Consider the following 17145-nt stretch of genomic DNA (forward strand, 5'->3'; position numbering starts at 1 on the left):
CGAATGTTATGAGTGGACTTGCCGAGGAAACCCGATGGATGGACGCCACCGATCAAGCTGCGCTGATCGCCAAGAAAGAGGTGACACCCGGCGAACTGCTGGAAGCGGCCATCGAACGCATCGAGCAATCCAACGCAACACTGAACGCTGTCGTCATCGAATGGTTCGAACACGCCCGAGCGGTCGCCGCCGACGCGGGTTTGCCGCACGGGCCGCCGCGTCCCTTTCAAGGCGTCCCATTCCTGCTCAAGGATCTCTACACCAGCTTCGCCGGCCAGACGCTGTCCAACGGCAACGCGGCCCTCAAGGCGGCGGCCAAGATCGACACCGCCGACACCACGTTGGTATCCCGGTTCAAGGCGGCCGGACTGGTCATCGCCGGGCGAACCAACAGTCCCGAGATGGGCAGCCTGCCCACCACTCAACCTTTGGCGTGGGGGCCGACCCGTAACCCCTATGCGCTGGACCGTACCCCGGGTGGCTCCAGTGGCGGTGCGGCAGCGGCGGTCGCCGTCGGGATGGTTCCGTTCGCCAACGCCTCGGACGGCGGCGGCAGCATCCGGATCCCGGCGTCGTGCTGCGGGCTGGTCGGACTCAAGCCCAGCCAGGGCCGCATCACGGTTGGGCCGTTGCGCGCCGAGGCGGGCCTGGGCGTGGAGCTGTGTGTCAGTCGCACGGTGCGTGACACGGCGGGACTGCTGGACGCCGTGCGCGGCCCCGGGGTCGGCGACACGGTGATCGCCCCTGCGCCGCAACGGCCTTACGTCGACGAGCTCGGTGCCGACCCGGGCCGGCTTCGGGTCGGGTTGCTCGACATCCATCCGCGGGGAGGGTTCCTGCACCCGGACTGTGTGACGGCGGTGCGCTCGGCGGCCTCCATGCTGGAGGGGCTCGGGCACATCGTCGAACCGGCGTGGCCGTCGGCCCTGGCCGACGATACGTTGCAGCAGAAGTTCATGGCGCTGTGGGCAACGCAGCTGGCGATGGCGGCGCGTGGCTTCGGCGCGACGCTCGGCCGGGAGTTGACCGCCGACGACATCGAGCCGGTCAACTGGGTGCTGATCGAACGTGCGCGGGGGGTCAGCGCCGTCGACTACGCCGCGGCCGAGAACGCGGTGTACGCCTTCCGTCGGGCACTGCAACAGTGGTGGGCCGACGGTTGGGACCTGCTGCTCACCCCCACGGTCGCCGAACCGCCGTTGCCGTTGGCCGAGTTCGAGAACAAGCCCGAGCACCCGACCGCGCCGATGCGCCGTGGCGGCGAGTTCGCGGCGTTCACGCCGCCTTTCAACATGAGCGGGCAGCCGGCCATCAGCCTGCCGCTGCACCGCAACGGCGACGGGCTGCCCATCGGCATCCAGTTGGCCGCCGCTTACGGCCGGGAGGATGTCCTGATTCGCGTTGCGGCCCAACTGGAATCCGCTCACCCCTGGTCGTCCTGTCGACCGCCGCTGGCCTGAGTGTCGCCGCGCTCATCGGTCGAACCCGATCGGCGGTCTGGTTGCTGCCGGCCGCCGGCGCGTGGGTGCCGGCAGTCGATCGGCCGCCGGCCGCTAGTGTCGCTGTGTGGACTTCGAGCTCGACGACGAGCAGCGGGCCTGGCTGGCCGAGGTGCGTCAGTTCCTCGCGGACAACGTCACGGCAGCGCTGCGCGCCGAGATGGCCGAGCATGACCTCGAATTCCAGGGCGGTGAACTTTCGGCTTTTCGCCGCAAAATCGGTGCACGCGGCTGGTTCGGGCTGAACTGGCCCCGCGAGTACGGCGGCCTCGGGCTGACGGCCACCCACCAGCACCTGTTGATGAGTGAGTTCGAGTACGCGGGCGTCCCGGGCCCGGACCTGACCGTCACCTCGGTGGCACCGATGATCATGCGGCACGGCACCGAGCAGAACAAGAAGGAATTCCTGCCGCCGATCGCCCGCGGCGAAATCATCTGTGCGGTGGGTTATTCCGAGCCCAATGCCGGCACTGACCTGGCCGGCTTGAAGACGCGCGCGGTCCGGGACGGCGACCAGTGGGTGATCACCGGGTCCAAGATCTGGAACAGTGGGGCACAGCGCTGCACGCACGAATGGCTTTGCGTCCGGACCGATCCCGACGCGCCGCGGCACCGCGGGATCTCGGTGATCATGGTCCCCATCGACACGCCCGGCATCGAGATCCATCCGCTCTACGCGTGGTCGGGTTATCGCACCAACGAGACATTCTTCCGCGACGTACGGGTGCCCGTCACCAACCTGATCGGGGAGGTCAACCGCGGCTGGACCTACATCACCGGCGCGCTGGACTTGGAGCGTGGTGCGCTGACCAATGCAGGCGATCTGCGCCGAGCCCTCGACGAGTTGGTGGCGTTGGCGTCCCGACCGTGCCGCGACGGTTTCGTGCCGGCCGGCGACCCTGCGTTTCGCCGGCGCCTGGCCCAAGCCGAGGCCGACGTGGAAGTGGCGAAACTGATGGGCTACGAAGCCGCCTCGTTGCTGGACTCCGGACGGATACCCACCGTCGAGGTCAGCGTCGAGAAGATCTTCACCAGCGAATTACGGCAGCGCATCGCGGATTTGGCGATCGACCTGCTCGGTCCCGACGGACTGCTGGCGCATCGCAGCGCCGACGCGCCCGCGGCCGGCTTCTTCGAGCGGCTGTACCGGGTGGCACCGCTGATGCGGTTCGGCGGCGGCACCAACGAGGTGCTGCGGGATGTGATCGCCCAGCGCGGTCACGCAATGCCCTCCTACGGCAGGTGACCGCATGCGACTGATACCCGATCAGGATGAGCAGGATCTGGCCGCCATGTGCCGCAAGGTATTGAGCGCCGCCGGTCCCGCGACAGTGCCGCGTGCACCGCACGGCAACGACCACGTAACACCGGGACTTTGGAAATCGTTGGCCGAAGCGGGTCTGCTCGGACTGCCGATCGAGGAGCGACTCGGCGGATCCGGCGGCACCCTGTCCGAATTCGGCGTCTTCTGCGTCGAAGCCGGACGGGCGTTGTGCCCCATGGGTGTGCACAGCAGCACGCATGCCGCGCTGGCCGTCGACTGGCTGGGTGGTTCGGCAGCGCGCGAAACCTGGCTGCCGGCGCTGGCGTCGGGCACTGCACGCGCGACGACCGCGCTGTACAACCCGCGGGACGCCGCTGATGTCACCCCGAGGTTGCGCGCCCGCGCCGACGGCGACGGGCGCTGGCTGTTAACCGGTCGCCTGGACTTCGTCAGCGACGCCGCTGCGGCCGACCTGATTGTCGTCACCGCCGATACCGGTTCAGCGACAATGGGTTTCGTTGTCGACACCGCCGACCTGCGGGTCCAGCCACTCGCCCTGATGGGCGGGTATCGGGCGTTCGCGGTGGAGTTGCACGATGTGCTCGTCGACGACCACCGCCGCGTCCTGGGTGAGCTGGCCGGCCCGGAGCTGCGCCGGGTGGTCAACGCGGCGGTGGCGCTGTTGAGCCTTGATTTGGTCGGCGTGGCCGACGCGGTGCTGCAACGTACCGTCGAGTACACCAAGATGCGCGAACAGTTCGGCCGTCCGATCGCCTCCTTCCAGGCGGCCCAGCATCTGGTGGCGGACATGCACATCGCGCTGGCGGCGGCGAGGTTGGCCGCTCACTCCGCGGTGTTCTGGATCGGTCGCGGCCGCACGGCCACCCGCGAGACCGCGATCGCCAGGATGCAGGCGTGCCGGGTCAAGCAGATCACGCTGGATGCCCACCAGTTGCACGGCGGCATGGGCTACGTCGTCGACACCGACCTGCACCTGTTCTCCGAACGCGCGCGCATCCTCGCGACGGTCGGGGGCGGCGCCGACGAAGCCGCGAGATGGCTTGACGCAGAGATGAATTGGGAGGGCATGGGTGACTGAAAGCCTCATCGATCCGGACTCGATGGCGCGCGTCGGCAGCGTGGTAGCCACCGCCGTCGGCGAGGTGAGCAGGCGGGACTGGCAACGGTGGGCCGCCGCGGTCGGCGACCACAACCCGTTGTGGTTCGAACCCGAATACGCACGCGCACATGGTTACCGAGACATCGTCTGCCCACCGCTTTACCTGCAGTACGCCGTCCTGGGCGTCACCAGCCTGGACGAGCTGCGACCCGACGGGTCATCCGGCGCCACCACCGGCAGCCTGGCTTTCCCGCGCGCTCCGCGGCGGATGGCCGGCGGCGAGAGCACCACCTTCCACGCCCCGGCCTATCACCACGACCAGGTACAGCTGGTGCGGACCATCGACTCGATCGTGGAAAAGGAAGGCAGATCAGGCCGATTCGTCCTGGTGACCTGGAGTGCCGAATACCGCAATCAGGGTGGCGAGCTTCTTGCCGAAACCACCACGTCGATGATCGCGAGGCCCGCGTGACCGGGCAGCTATACTATGAGGACGTCGAAACCGGTTCGGCGATAACCACATTGACCGTGACGGTGACCGAGACGCAGATGTTCTTGTTCAGCGCCGCGACCTATAACGGGCACCGCATCCACTACGACAAGGATTGGGCGCGCGACGTCGAAGGCTACGACAACGTCCTGGTCCAGGGGCCGCTCCAGGCGGCCTTGTTGTCGCGGGCGCTGACCGACTGGGTCGGCGGCGACGGCAGACTGGTCCGGTTCTCGGTGCAGAACCGCGCCGTCGCATACCCGGGTCAGGAGTTGACGTTCGGTGGCGTCGTGACCGGCAAGGCGGACGGCCTGGTGGACCTGGACGTCTTCTGCCGGCGCGGCGACGACGTGTTGATGCCCGGCACTGCGACCGTCGCACTGCCGCACCGGGCCGGCCGATGAGCGGATTGCGGGGCGAGGCGGCCATCGTCGGCATCGCGGAACTGCCCGCCGAACGCCGCCAGAGTCGGCCGCCGTCGTTCACCCTGGACCAGTACGCACTGCTGGCGAAGATGGTGATCGAGGACGCGGGCGTCGATGCGGCGGTGGTGAACGGTCTTTCGTGTCACGGCCTCGCGGAGTCGGACATGTTTGCGCCGGCCACCCTTTCGGAGTATCTGGGGATCCCGCTGGACTTCGGCGACCGAGTGGACCTGGGCGGTGCGACCGCTGCCGGCATGGTCTGGCGGGCGGCCGCGGCGGTGGAACTGGGTGTGTGCGACGCGGTGCTGGTGGTGGTTCCGGGGTCGTTGGAGATTCCGCGCTCGCAGCGCCGGCCCGGCCGCACCCTGGGCTGGTACGGGGCGTCGAGCAACAACTATGGTTCACCGCAGGCCGAGTTCGAGATCCCCTACGGCAACGTCGGACAGAACGCGCCGTACGCCCAGATAGCCCAGCGCTATGCGGCCGAATACGGCTACGATGCAGCCGCTTTGGCGCGGATCGCAGTACAGCAGCGCACCAACGCCTGCGCCCACCCGGGCGCGGTGTTCCACGGCAAGCCGCTCACCGTCGAGGATGTGCTGAGCAGCCCGGTGATCGCCGACCCGATCCGCATGCTGGAGACGGTGATGCGGGTGCAGGGTGGGGCCGGGGTGTTGGTCGCCAATGCCGATGTGGCGCGCCGTGCCCGGCACCGGCCGGTCTGGGTCAAGGGCTTCGGTGAGCACATCCGCTTCAAAACCCCCACCTACGCCGACGATCTGCTGCACACCCCGATCGGCCGCGCCGCCGAAAAGGCTTTCACGATGGCCGGTTTGGTCCGCGACGACGTTGACGTCGCTTCGATCTATGACTGCTACACCATCACCGTGCTGATGACGCTGGAAGATGCGGGCTTCTGCAGCAAAGGTGCGGGCATGAGGTGGCTCACCGAACACGACCTGACCTTCCGGGGCGATTTCCCGGTCAACACCGCCGGCGGCCAATTGTCGTTCGGACAGGCCGGGATGGCCGGCGGCATGCATCACGTGGTCGACGGCGCCCGGCAGCTCATGGGCCGGTCCGGGGATGCGCAGGTCCGCGACTGCAACACCGCATTCGTGACGGGCAATGGCGGCATCATGAGCGAGCAGGTTGCCCTGCTGCTGGGAGGCGACTGAGATGACTGATCCCCGGCCGCTGCCCGAGCCGACGCCGGTATCGCAGCCATTCTGGGATGCGTTGCGCGAGCACAAGATCCGGATTCAATACTCGCCGTCGACCGGTCGCTACGTCTTCTACCCGCGCACCTTGGCGCCCGGAACGCTGGCCGACGACCTGGAATGGCGCGAAATCGACGGCGCCGGAACGTTGTACACCTACACGGTCGCGCGCCGTCCCACCGGTCCGCCATGGGCAGATCAGCTGCCGCAACTTCTCGCGGTCGTGCAGTGGGACGTCGGACCCCGGGTCAGCACCGAGTTGGTCGAGGTCGCGCCCGAGGACATCCGGATCGGCATGCGGGTCTGCCCGGTGTTCTGCGACGCCGGCGACGTGACGTTGTTGCGGTACAGGCCCGCCGATGATTGAAACTCTGCAGCAGCTGCTGCGCTCCCGCATGCAGGACGACTCCGTGGCGGTGATGCACAATGATCGGACCTGGACCTGGCGCGAGCACCTGCGCGAGGCCTCGGCCGAGGCGTCGATGGTGTTGAACCTCCTCGACCGGCGCCGGCCGCTGCATGTCGCTGCGCTGCTGGGCAATTCGCCGGCGATGCTGCGGTCGATGGCTGCCGCCGCGCTGGGCGGGTACGTGCTGTGCGGCATCAACACGACCCGTCGCGGGGCGGGTCTGGCGGCCGACATCGCCCGCTCGGACTCCCAACTGGTGCTGGTCGACGACGATCACCGGGCGCTGCTCGACGGTCTCGACCTGGGCGGTGTCGCCGTAGTCAACGTCGACGAAGCCGGGTATCGCGACGCGGTGGCGGCGGCGGGACCGCTGGTGCCCCGTGAGGTCGGCGGAGCCGATCCGGTGGTGATTATCTTCACCTCCGGCACCAGCGGCGATCCGAAGGCAGTGCGATTCGCCCACGCGATGGGCGTGCTGTGTGGGGCCAGTCTGGTTGAACGATTCGGGCTCACCCGCGACGACGTGTGCTACCTGGCGATGCCGCTGTTCCACTCCAACGGTGTCGCGGCGGGCTGGGTGGTGGCCCTGTGCGCGGGCGCGGCGATGGTGCCAGTCAAGTTCTCGCCGTCGCGATTCCTGGCCGACATCCGCCGCTACGGCATCACCTACCTGAACTACGTCGGCAAGCCACTGGCGCTGGTGCTGGCCACGCCGGAGCAGCCCGACGATGCCGACAACACGCTGCGTGCGGCGTTCGGGAACGAGGCCACCGAGCGCGACATCGAGGAATTCGCAAAGCGTTTCGGCTGCCGGGTGGTGGACAGCTTCGGTTCCAGCGAATTCGCCGTCGTCGTGATGCGCGAAGACGGGACGCCGGCCGGCTCGATCGGCAGGGGGTATCCGGGCGTGAGTGTGTACCACCCCGACACGCTGACCGAATGTGCCCCAGCGCTTTTCGACGAGCACGACGCACTGACCAACTTCGACGACGCCGTCGGCGAACTGGTCAACACCTACGGTTCCGGCGGCTTCACCGGCTACTACAACGATGCCGCGGCCACCGGTGAGCGGATGCGCCACGGCATGTACTGGTCGGGCGATCTGGCCTACCGCGACGCCGACGGGTGGATCTACCTGGCCGGGCGGACCGCGGACTGGATGCGGGTGGACGGCGAGAATCTCGCCGCAGGACCAATCGAGCGGATCCTGCAACGCCTACCCGAGGTCAACCACCTCGCCGTCTACGCCGTTCCCGACGAACGCGTCGGCGACCAGGTGATGGCCGCGCTGGTGCTCAACAACGGAGCAACGTTGACGCCCAACCAATTCGGTGAATTCCTGGCCGCGCAGCCGGACCTGTCACCGAAAGCGTGGCCGCGGTATGTGCGGATCGAGGCCGCGCTGCCGCGGACCCCGACCAACAAGATCCTCAAACGCGAACTCGTCAAGGCCGGCCCGACCGCCGGGGACGGTGGGGTGTTGTGGGTGCGCTCGGAGCGGGGGCGGGAGTACGTCGCTGCCGGTTAGTCGGGTCCGGGAGATAAATCAACGGCGGCAGCGTTTTTCGCTGTGAGTGAAATCTTCTGCTCGGGCGGGTTTCCGCGCTTGCGGGAGCGCTATTTGTCGGTGGGTCTTCGTAGCATTCGGGGTATGACGGCAAGCAGTCGCGAGGAGATCGTCGCGATCCTCGACGGGATCGACGAACTTCAGGACCGGTTGTGCGCGCTGACATTTGACGGACTGACCACACCCGAACACAAGCGGATCGTCCATCGGCTGGAACGCCAGGCCCGGCGTCCCCGAGCCGTCCAGCACACCCTGATCAACCAGCTGGCCGCCGGGGCCACGAAGGAAGAGTTGGGCGGATCCTTGAGTTCGGCGCTGGCCGACCTGCTGCACATCAACAAGAAAGAGGCGAGCCGCCGCATCGCCGACGCGGCCGACCTGGGACAGCGCCGCGCCATCACCGGGGAGCCGCTGGACCCGCTGTTGTCGAACACCGCCGCGGCGCACCTGGACGGGCGCATCGGTGACGGGCACCTGAAAGCGATCCGGGACTTCCTCAAGGATCTGCCCGCCACGGTGGATCTCGGTGTTCGCGAAAGCGCGGAGGCCGTGCTGGCCGAGCTGGCCGTGGATCGTCGTCCCGACGAGCTAGCCGGCTTGGCATCGCAGCTGTTGGACTGGCTGCACCCCGATGGTGATTTCTCCGATGAGGAGCGCGCCCGCAAGCGCGGTATCAAACTCGGCAAGCAGCAATCCGACGGCATGTCCGCGATCAGCGGTCTGGTCAATCCGGAACTGCGAGCCACGCTCGAGGCTGTGTTGGCCAAGCTGGCAGCGCCCGGCGCGTGCAACCCTCAGGACGACGCCCCGGTGGTAGACGGCACACCCGATGCGGACGCGGCGCGTCGTGACTCCCGCAGCCAGGAGCAACGCAACCACGATGGCCTGTTGGCGGGACTGCGCGGGCTGTTGGCGTCGGGCGAGCTCGGCAGCCACCGCGGTCTGCCGGTGTCGATCGTGGTCACCGCCACCTTGCAGGATCTGGAGTCCGCGGCCGGTCGAGGGGTGACGGGTGGCGGCTCGAAAGTCCCTATCTCGGACCTGATTCGGATGGCGAGTCATGCGAATCATTACCTCGCCCTGTTCGATGGGGCCAAACCGCTGGCGCTGTACCACACCAGGCGGCTGGCCTCACCCGCCCAGCGAATCATGTTGTATGCCAGGGATCGTGGGTGCACGCGGCCCGGTTGCACCGCGCCGGCGTACCACAGCGAGGTTCACCACGTCAGCGGCTGGAAGAACACCGGGCGCACCGACATCGGCGACCTGACGCTGGCCTGTGGCATCGACAACCGCCTGGTCGAAGACGGCGGATTCACGACCCGCACCAACGCCAAGGGCGAGACAGAATGGCTGCCGCCGGCACACCTGGACCATGGGCAGCCGCGGATCAATCGGTATCACCACCCGGAGAAGCTGCTGATACCCGGCGATGACGACGACGAGCCTTAGTCAGCGGTTCCGGATGATCTTGGGCACTTGCTCCGGTAATCGACTTGCCAGTGCTTGATGCCGGTGATGAACGGCGAGCGCAGCCGCTCGGGTTCGGCCAGCGAAGCCACGTCGGGCAAGGTGTCGGCGATGGCGTTGAACATCAGGTCGATCGTCATGCGAGCCAGGTTGGCGCCGATGCAGTAATGCGCGCCGGTGCCCCCGAATCCGACGTGCGGGTTGGGGTTTCGCAGGATATTGAACGCCAGCGGATCGTCGAACACGTCTTCATCGAAGTTGGCGGAGCGGTAGAACAGCACCACCCGCTGGCCCTTCTTGATTGCGACACCGCCGACTTCGGTGTCGACCATCGCGGTGCGCTGGAACGCGGTGATGGGTGTGGCCCACCGGATGATCTCGTCGGCCGCGGTTTTGGGGCGTTGGGCCTTGAACAGTTCCCACTGGTCGGGAAAGTCGGTGAACGCCATCATGCCGTGGGTAATCGAGTTGCGGGTGGTCTCGTTTCCGGCGATGGCGAGCGTGACCACGAACATGCCGAACTCGGCCTCGGACAGGTTGCCGTCGGCGTCGGCCCGCAGCAGCGTCGAGACTATGTCGGGACCGGGATTCTCGGCCTTGCTGGCCGCCAATTGCATGGCGTACCACATCATTTCGGCAGCGGCCGTCAACGAGTTGTGCTCGGCGAACTCGGGGTCGTCGCTGCCGATCATCTGGTTCGACCAGTCGAACAACTGCTCGCGGTCCTCCACCGGCACCCCGAGCAGCCCGGCGATGGCCTGCAGCGGCAATTCGCAGGCCACCTGTCGGACGAAATCGCCCGACCCCTCGGCCGCCGCGCGGGCCGCGATCCGCTGCGCCCGCTCGCCGAGGTCGGCGCGCAACCGTTCCACGGCACGGGGCGTGAACCCGCGGGCGATGATCTTGCGCAGCCGGGTGTGCTCGGGGTCGTCCATCATGATCATCGACGCCCGCCCGGCCTCGACCTGCGCCTGTGCCGCCTCCTGCGGGTAACGCGGCACGACGGACTTCTCGGCGGAGGAGAACACGTCACTGCGCAACGACACGTCGCGAACATCGCGGTGCTTGGTCACCACCCAGTAGCCGCCGTCACCGAATCCGCCCTGATCCAGTGGCTGCTCGTTCCACCAGACCGGGGCGGTGGCGCGTAACTCGGCGAATTCCTGCACCGGCAGGCGATGCGCATAGATGTCGGGATCGGTGAAGTCGAAGCCCGGTGGCAGGTTCGGAGCGGCCATGGGACTTCCTCCTCGATGAGGTGCCGAGCGCGGCGTTGCGCCTGATCGTAGCCGCCTGACCCGCCGACGGTGAAGAGCTCAAGTGTGGATGAACTCAATTCACCCGGGAGTCAGGGGATTTGAGTACCGCGTCGGCATCCAGGTGGGTTGCGGCGGCGACCACCACCCGGTCGATCTGCCGCAGCTGGTGCAGAACAGCGGGATGACGCCGCGGATCCGGTCCGGGCCGGCCGGGATCGAAGGTGTCGTCGTGCTCCTGGGCCAACGTTTCCGCGGCATCCAGGGCATCGGAAGCTGAGATGATGGTCGTGGCGTGCTCGCCGTCGAGCGTGGCGATCAGAGCGTCGATGTTGCGCCGAACCTGGGTCGCGGCATCGGTGACGGCGTCGGCGAGCTCGGCCGGGCAGTCGGGGTGGTGATACTGCTCGCTGCGGCGGGCCAGCACCCGGGCGTAGCGATCGCAGGCGGCGAACAATCGCAGGCTGCGCTGAATGCTGCGGCGCCCGGCCAGCCCGGTGACGCCGGCGAGCAGCGGTTTGGCGGTGGCCCGATACTGCTGCAGTTTGCGGTCGAGTTGGCGTGCCTGCTCCGTCGGGCTGCCGGCCGGACCGCGGTCGAACATCGCGGCCATGGAGGTGTCGATCAGGGTGGACAACGCCGTGAGGAATTCGCGGGTGTCGCTGCGCACGGTGGCGCCGATGTTGGTGGGCAGCACCAGAATTGCCACGGCAACTCCGATGACGGCGCCGATTGCGGTCTCCTCGATGCGGAGCAGCAGCACGTCCACGCTGAACTGACCCATCAGCCCGTACAGCAGCGCCAGCATGGTGGTGATCCAGAATGCCATCAGGCTCTGGGTGACCTGCATGAAGTAGAACGCGCAGAACAGGCACACGAAGACCATCACCAGCGAGGCGACCTCGTTGCCGGAGAAAAGGGTGGCGACCAGCATCCCGCACGGCACACCCAGGGCCGTGCCCAGCAGTCGCTGCCAGCCCTTGGTGAGGCTTTCACCCCAGGTGTTGGTGCCGGCGAAGACCACGAATGCGGCGATCACGGCCCAATACCAGCGGTCCGGTGACACCCGGTCGCCGGCGACGATCGCCAGTGCCGCCGCGACGCACGCCTGGATGGCTTGCCGGGTGGTGGGCCGCAGACCCGCGGCGGGTGGCTCGGTGTCGGTGTCCGTGTCGGGGCCGGTGTCCGGCTCGGGATTTTCGTCTTCCGCTTCGGAATCCTGAGTGACTTCGTCGGTGACGTGCTCAATCTGCGTGCGGGCCTCCGAAGTGGCTGTCGCAGCGGCGATTATCGACATGGCAAGCCGGCGCACCGCGATCTCGCCCAGTCTTTCCGAGCTCGCGGGGTGGCCGTCGAGCACCCGCTGGGCGCGATCCGCGGCGGCCCGCAGCCCGCCCTGGCTGGGAAACCTGATGGCCCGCGCGAGTTCGCTGAGCGCGGCGACGAGTTCGCCGCGGGTCTCGGGCGGTATCTCCGAAGCGACGAGGGCCGCCCGCTGACCGGCCAGCGCGACCCACTCGACGGCGAGTTCCGCATCGAACAGCCACGGTGCCAGTCGTTCTCCGACCGGGGCCGGGTTGGCCTTGTCCTCGATTCGGTCCTGCACCATCAACGCCGTGTCGTTGAGCCGCGCGATGCGGGCTCGCACCCGGCGCCGGCGCCGTTCGTCGAGCCGGCCCGCCTGCAGCCCGTCGGCGGTGGTGTCGACCACGATCGCCATTCGCGCCCGCAGTGAGCGAATAGTGGCTCGCAACACACGATCTGGATCATCGGGCAGCACGTAGGCCGTCATCAGGAACGTGAACAAGGTGCCTACCACCACGGCGCCGACCATCCAGGGCACCTCGTGCACGCCGGCCCGGAGGTAGAGGGTGAAGAAGTAGGCCATGAAACCCACCATGCCCAGCGCGCGACCGCGGGCACCGAAGCGCCGGATGTAGACCGCGATGAAAACCACCACCACGAAGACGATGTCGCCGGCCAGTCGATGCGGCGCCAGCAGCGTGGCGACGACGATGGACAGCGCCGCCGGCAGCGGCAGCAACGCCATCGTGATCCGCTGATCGCGGGGGTCGGGTTCGTTGACCGAGCGGGACGCGACCATGGTGATCACCGCACCGAGCAGGGCGACGGTAAGCGGCTGCCCGGTCGCCCGGGTCAACACGAACATCACCAACAGCGAACAGCCCAGGGCGAGTGTCGTGCGGATCGCCAGCCTCAGCCTCAGCAAGCCGGGGTCGGAGCCGATCGTCCAGGTCTGCGCCCGCTGGTAGAACGTCGCCACCGGTTCGATTGTGACCGGACTCATCCTTCGGTTTGTGTTGTGCGCAAAGAGAACTACCTATTCGCCCGGGGTGAACTTGATCGCAACGAGTTTCAGTCGTTCGATCGCCTCGGCGAATTCCTGCAGCGTCGGGATTCGGTTGTCGCGGAAGCTTATTCCCATCATCCGCTGGGCCTTCTTGACTCCGTAGGACTGCGCGCAGCGCAGGTAGAGTTCGTGCGTCTTGGCCCTGTCCTCGACGATTTCACCGCGCATCGGCCTGGTCTTGCCGTCGTAGACCACCTGCGCGAGGCCGCCGCCGGAGAAGTTGTACTTCCAGTTGGCGCCGGCCAGCGCGTACAGCTCGTTGTCGATGACGTGCGCGCTCACCGGAACCGAAAACTGTTTACCGGACTTGCGCCCGGTGAAGTTGAGCACCATCAGCTGCTTGCGCAGCGGACCGGCGAACGGCGTGCCCAGCAGAAAACCCAGGATCGGGTTGACGGCACGAAGCAGAGCCGACGGCGGATGGCCCACGTCTACGGCATACGACTGTTCTGTCATGAACCAACCGTAAGACCTGTCGCCTTCCGGCGTGGCGAGCAGTGCCCGCCGAACGAAGCGCCGCGGAGCCTGCCCGGCCCCGCGGCGCTCCTCGTGGCGGTCTCGGTCAGGGCGTGATGACGGTCTGGGTGTCGATAGCGTGCATCGCGTCCATCAGTTGCGCCGAATCTGCGTCGAGTGAGTCGGCGTCGAGCTGCAGCAGGTAGGTGCCGTTCGGTCCGGTGATCACCACCGTCTTCTGCGCGGCGCTCCGCTTCTTGCCGTCCTTGGTGTAGGAACCACCGAACTGCCAGGCCTTGAACGACTGCCCGGGGGGCACGCCGAGGGTGGATTCGCTTCCGTTGGGGCTGCTGCCCTCGAACCCGGACAGATTCTTCAACTCACCCGGCGCGTATTCGAAAATCTTGGCCGGGTCGACGTCACCTTCGAGTTTGGTCACGATCGCCAGGACGGTGGGAACCACACTGGGGTCCGAGGGAGAGGTCAAGACGATGGCGCCGTAGGAGGGGACGTTGGGGTCACTGCTTGTATCCCAGCCGGGAGGAATGGGCAAGTCGAGGTTCGGGGCGCCGGGGTCACCGCGTTTGACGACCGTCGTCTTGATGTTCTTGTCCCGGAAGTAGTCGTCGACGGTGTAGTTGGCCTGACCCGGCGGCGGGGTCGGCGTCGCGGAGGCGGCAGCGGTCGACGTCGAGGTGGACGTGCTCGTCGAAGTCGAAGTCGAGGTCTTCACTTCGGTCTTCTTGTCCGACCCGCAACCGACGAGCGTCAGGCTCAACGCCACAGTGGCGATCGCCGCGGTGAGAAGCTTCATCTTTTACTGTCTCCCAAGCTTGGGTCCCGGGCTCTGTGCCGGCGACGTCGGACTGACACTAGTCGAACAGCGCGGATGGTCCACAGGTAGCTGGGCGCGTCGTTTGCCGAAATGCGCCCCCTGGGGCCCTCGGTGGAGTAAGGAGACAGCTATGCGGTCGCGGCGGGCGTTGCGGGTTCTCGTCGCAATCCTTGCGGTGCCGATCCTGTTCGTACCGCTGCTGGCGGGCCCGCCCACCGCGTACGACGGCGAACCCACCATGGTCGGCAATCCAGTCGAGCACGTCGACACCCTGATCGGCACCGGGACCGGTGGCGCGGTGGTGGGCGAGATCAACGGATTCCCGGGCGCTACCGTGCCGTTCGGCATGGTGCAGTACTCGCCGGACACGGTCAACAACTACGCGGGCTACGCCTACGACAATCCGCGGGCCACCGGGTTCAGCATGACCCATGCATCGGTGGGTTGTCCTGCGTTCGGGGACATTTCGATGTTGCCGACCACCAGTGCCATCGGTTCGCAACCCTGGTACTCCTGGGAGCGGATCGCGCACGACCGCACCGAAGTGGGCACGCCCGGTTACTACACGGTGCGGTTTCCCGACACGGGAGTCAAAGCCGAACTCACCGCCGCCACCCACACCGGCATCGGCCGATTCAGCTACCCGCACGACGGCCGGCGGGCGCTGTTCCAGGTGCGTTCCGGTGCGTCGCTGGCCGGGACCTCCCGCGCGACCATCCAGATCGAGGAGGACAACACCACGATCACCGGGTGGGCCACCAGCGGATCGTTCTGCGACAAGTCCAACACCTACACCGTCTTCTTCGCGATGAAGTTCAATCAGCCGTTCCAGGCGTACGGCACCTGGGACGGCTACACGGTGACCGACGGTTCCCGCAACGCGAATTCCCCCTACAGCGGCGGATATGTCGAATTCCCCGCCGGTGCGGTGGTCGAGGTGCGAACCGCGATCTCCTACGTGGGCATCGAGGGTGCCCAGGCGAACCTCGCCGCCGAGGGTGCGACCAGCTTCGACGACATGCACGCGGCTGCGGCCGCCGAATGGAACAGCGCACTCAAGCGCATCGCGATAGCCAGCCGCAATCCCAGCGATGTGCAGACCTTTTACAGCTGCCTGTACCGGTCGCTGTTGCACCCCAACACCTTCAACGACCACGACGGCCGCTACATCGGCTTCGACAACGTCATACACGTCGTGCCACAAGGACATACGCAATACGCCAACTTTTCTGACTGGGATACCTATCGCAGCCTGGCCGCCCTGCAGGCACTGATCTTCCCAGAACGCGCCAGCGACATGGCCCAGTCGCTGGTCAACGACGCCGAGCAGAGCGGGGCGCTACCCCGGTGGGCGCTGGCGAACGCCGCGACCAGCCAGATGACCGGCGACAGCGTGGTTCCGCTCATCGTGGGCTTCTACATGTTCGGGGCCAAGGATTTCGATACCCGGGCGGCGCTGGGCTACATGGTCGATGCGGCAACGAGTGGCGGTGCCGGACGCAACGGATACGTGGAGCGGCCCGGAATCGATACCTATCTACGGCTGGGCTACGCGCCGCAGCTGCCCGAATTCGGGCCCGGCGCCTCGGTCACCCTGGAATGGTCGCTCGCCGACTTCACCATCGGCCGATTCGCCGACGCACTGGGCGACTCCGCCACCGCCGCGGAATTTCAGCGCCGATCCCAGTATTGGCAGAACCTGTTCAATCCCACAACCCGGTACATCTCGCCGCGCGGCCCGAACGGATTTTTCCGCACCGGGCCGGGATTCGTGGAAAACCACTCGGGATTCGGCCAATTCGGTTACGACGAGGGCAATGCCGAGCAGTATCTGTGGTGGGTGCCCCACAACGTGGCCGGGTTGGCTACCGCGCTGGGCGGTCGCAGCGCTGCCGCACAGCGGCTCGACCGGTTCACCAAGCGCCTCAACGTGGGGCCGAACAAGCCCTACCTGTGGGCGGGCAACGAGCCGGGTTTCGGCGTGCCGTGGTTGTACAACTACTTCGGTCAACCCTGGCAGACCCAGCGCACCGTCGACCGGGTGCGCGGCCTGTTCGCCCCGAGCCCCGACGGCGCTCCGGGCAACGACGATCTCGGAGCGCTGTCCAGCTGGTATGTCTGGGCGGCGCTGGGCCTGTATCCGAGCACCCCGGGCACTCCGATCCTGACGGTCGCCACACCGCTGTTCGACCGCGCTGAAATCGCCCTTCCGGCAGGTAAATTCATCCGGATCACCGCGCCCGGGGCCTCCGGTGTCAACCGGTTGAAGTACATCAGGAGCCTCAGCATCGACGGGCAACCCACCGATCGCACCTACCTGCCCGAATCGATCATCCGCACCGGCGGTGATCTCGCCTTCATGCTGGCGGGGCGACCCGACAAATCCTGGGGCACCGCCGAGTCCTCGGCGCCGCCGTCTTTCCAGGCGGGTAGCGCGGCGGTGACCAGCAACGTCGCCCAACCGGTACTGGCCATCGCGCCGGGGACGACGGGAACCGTCGAACTCGACTTGCAGCGGATGATCGACGGCCCCGCCGGCTACACAGTCTCCGGCGCCGTAGCAGCGGGCGGAGTCACGGTGGCGCCGGTATCCGGGCAGTTCGGCGACGACGGTTCAGCCACCGTCGACGTCGCGATCACAGTGGCATCGTCGGTGCCCGACGACCAATACCCGGTCTATCTGACGACCACCGTGGACGGCAGCAGAAGTCGCGCCGTAGTCGTCCTGGTGACCCGCCCGTCGTTCGATGAATAGCTGAGCCG

14 protein-coding genes are annotated in these 17145 nt (G+C 67.1%); 10 read left to right on the forward strand and 4 right to left on the reverse strand.

Annotated features, from left to right (window positions below; genetic code table 11):
- Positions 1–8 precede the first annotated feature (8 nt).
- From MKCMC460_RS05915 to MKCMC460_RS05955, 9 genes are all read left to right on the forward strand, one after another.
- Positions 9–1460, forward strand: a complete 1452-nt coding sequence (locus tag MKCMC460_RS05915; RefSeq protein WP_236981005.1) for an amidase — start codon at positions 9–11, stop codon at positions 1458–1460.
- Between the two features lie 106 nt (positions 1461–1566).
- Positions 1567–2745, forward strand: coding sequence for an acyl-CoA dehydrogenase family protein (locus tag MKCMC460_RS05920; protein WP_236981007.1), 1179 nt, complete (start codon positions 1567–1569; stop codon positions 2743–2745).
- A 4-nt stretch (positions 2746–2749) separates the two neighbouring features.
- On the forward strand, positions 2750–3862 hold the full coding sequence (locus MKCMC460_RS05925; protein WP_236981009.1) for an acyl-CoA dehydrogenase family protein: 1113 nt from the start codon (positions 2750–2752) through the stop codon (positions 3860–3862).
- A gap of 22 nt (positions 3863–3884) precedes the next feature.
- Positions 3885–4355 carry a MaoC family dehydratase N-terminal domain-containing protein gene (locus MKCMC460_RS05930; RefSeq protein WP_236983805.1) on the forward strand — a complete coding sequence of 157 codons (471 nt, stop codon included), beginning with the start codon at positions 3885–3887 and terminating at the stop codon, positions 4353–4355.
- A complete protein-coding gene (locus tag MKCMC460_RS05935) occupies positions 4352–4777 on the forward strand; it encodes a MaoC/PaaZ C-terminal domain-containing protein (protein ID WP_236981011.1) in 426 nt (141 codons plus the stop codon). Before MKCMC460_RS05930 ends, MKCMC460_RS05935 begins: the two co-directional genes overlap by 4 nt.
- A complete protein-coding gene (locus MKCMC460_RS05940) occupies positions 4774–5976 on the forward strand; it encodes a thiolase family protein (protein ID WP_236981012.1) in 1203 nt (400 codons plus the stop codon). Before MKCMC460_RS05935 ends, MKCMC460_RS05940 begins: the two co-directional genes overlap by 4 nt.
- A 1-nt stretch (position 5977) precedes the next feature.
- Complete coding sequence (locus MKCMC460_RS05945) at positions 5978–6385, forward strand: Zn-ribbon domain-containing OB-fold protein (RefSeq protein ID WP_236981014.1); 408 nt, start codon at positions 5978–5980, stop codon at positions 6383–6385.
- Positions 6378–7955, forward strand: coding sequence for a fatty-acid--CoA ligase FadD1 (gene fadD1, locus MKCMC460_RS05950; RefSeq protein WP_238305393.1), 1578 nt, complete (start codon positions 6378–6380; stop codon positions 7953–7955). Before MKCMC460_RS05945 ends, fadD1 begins: the two co-directional genes overlap by 8 nt.
- A gap of 123 nt (positions 7956–8078) precedes the next feature.
- Positions 8079–9446, forward strand: a complete 1368-nt coding sequence (locus MKCMC460_RS05955) for an HNH endonuclease signature motif containing protein (protein ID WP_236981018.1) — start codon at positions 8079–8081, stop codon at positions 9444–9446.
- Here the strand turns inward: MKCMC460_RS05955 and MKCMC460_RS05960 are convergent.
- The 4 genes from MKCMC460_RS05960 to MKCMC460_RS05975 form a co-directional block, all read right to left on the reverse strand.
- Positions 9443–10702: a cytochrome P450 gene (locus tag MKCMC460_RS05960; RefSeq protein WP_236981027.1), complete on the reverse strand. Its 1260-nt coding sequence runs from the start codon at positions 10700–10702 to the stop codon at positions 9443–9445. The two genes, MKCMC460_RS05955 and MKCMC460_RS05960, sit on opposite strands and share 4 nt — an antisense overlap.
- A 94-nt stretch (positions 10703–10796) precedes the next feature.
- On the reverse strand, positions 10797–13028 hold the full coding sequence (locus MKCMC460_RS05965) for an FUSC family protein (RefSeq protein ID WP_238305395.1): 2232 nt from the start codon (positions 13026–13028) through the stop codon (positions 10797–10799).
- Positions 13029–13061: 33 nt separating this feature from the next.
- Positions 13062–13547, reverse strand: coding sequence for a hypothetical protein (locus MKCMC460_RS05970; protein WP_236981031.1), 486 nt, complete (start codon positions 13545–13547; stop codon positions 13062–13064).
- A 106-nt stretch (positions 13548–13653) separates the two neighbouring features.
- Positions 13654–14361: an LpqN/LpqT family lipoprotein gene (locus tag MKCMC460_RS05975; protein WP_236981033.1), complete on the reverse strand. Its 708-nt coding sequence runs from the start codon at positions 14359–14361 to the stop codon at positions 13654–13656.
- Between the two features lie 151 nt (positions 14362–14512).
- Between MKCMC460_RS05975 and MKCMC460_RS05980 the strand changes: the two genes are divergently transcribed.
- Entirely contained in the window at positions 14513–17137 is a 2625-nt protein-coding gene (locus MKCMC460_RS05980) for a GH92 family glycosyl hydrolase (RefSeq protein ID WP_238305397.1), read from the forward strand.
- Positions 17138–17145: the final 8 nt, after the last annotated feature.

The organism is Mycobacterium sp. 20KCMC460, from assembly GCF_022179425.1.
GTDB classification, from domain to species: Bacteria; Actinomycetota; Actinomycetes; order Mycobacteriales; family Mycobacteriaceae; genus Mycobacterium; species Mycobacterium kiyosense.

Coding starts and splice junctions, on each gene's coding strand:
- MKCMC460_RS05915 (WP_236981005.1), top strand. CDS start 9: ATGAGTGGACTTGCCGAGGAAACCCGATGGATGGACGCCACCGATCAA.
- MKCMC460_RS05925 (WP_236981009.1), top strand. CDS start 2,750: ATGCGACTGATACCCGATCAGGATGAGCAGGATCTGGCCGCCATGTGC.
- MKCMC460_RS05930 (WP_236983805.1), top strand. CDS start 3,885: ATGGCGCGCGTCGGCAGCGTGGTAGCCACCGCCGTCGGCGAGGTGAGC.
- MKCMC460_RS05940 (WP_236981012.1), top strand. CDS start 4,774: ATGAGCGGATTGCGGGGCGAGGCGGCCATCGTCGGCATCGCGGAACTG.
- MKCMC460_RS05945 (WP_236981014.1), top strand. CDS start 5,978: ATGACTGATCCCCGGCCGCTGCCCGAGCCGACGCCGGTATCGCAGCCA.
- fadD1 (WP_238305393.1), top strand. CDS start 6,378: ATGATTGAAACTCTGCAGCAGCTGCTGCGCTCCCGCATGCAGGACGAC.
- MKCMC460_RS05955 (WP_236981018.1), top strand. CDS start 8,079: ATGACGGCAAGCAGTCGCGAGGAGATCGTCGCGATCCTCGACGGGATC.
- MKCMC460_RS05960 (WP_236981027.1), bottom strand. CDS start 10,702: ATGGCCGCTCCGAACCTGCCACCGGGCTTCGACTTCACCGATCCCGAC.
- MKCMC460_RS05965 (WP_238305395.1), bottom strand. CDS start 13,028: ATGAGTCCGGTCACAATCGAACCGGTGGCGACGTTCTACCAGCGGGCG.
- MKCMC460_RS05970 (WP_236981031.1), bottom strand. CDS start 13,547: ATGACAGAACAGTCGTATGCCGTAGACGTGGGCCATCCGCCGTCGGCT.
- MKCMC460_RS05975 (WP_236981033.1), bottom strand. CDS start 14,361: ATGAAGCTTCTCACCGCGGCGATCGCCACTGTGGCGTTGAGCCTGACG.
- MKCMC460_RS05980 (WP_238305397.1), top strand. CDS start 14,513: ATGCGGTCGCGGCGGGCGTTGCGGGTTCTCGTCGCAATCCTTGCGGTG.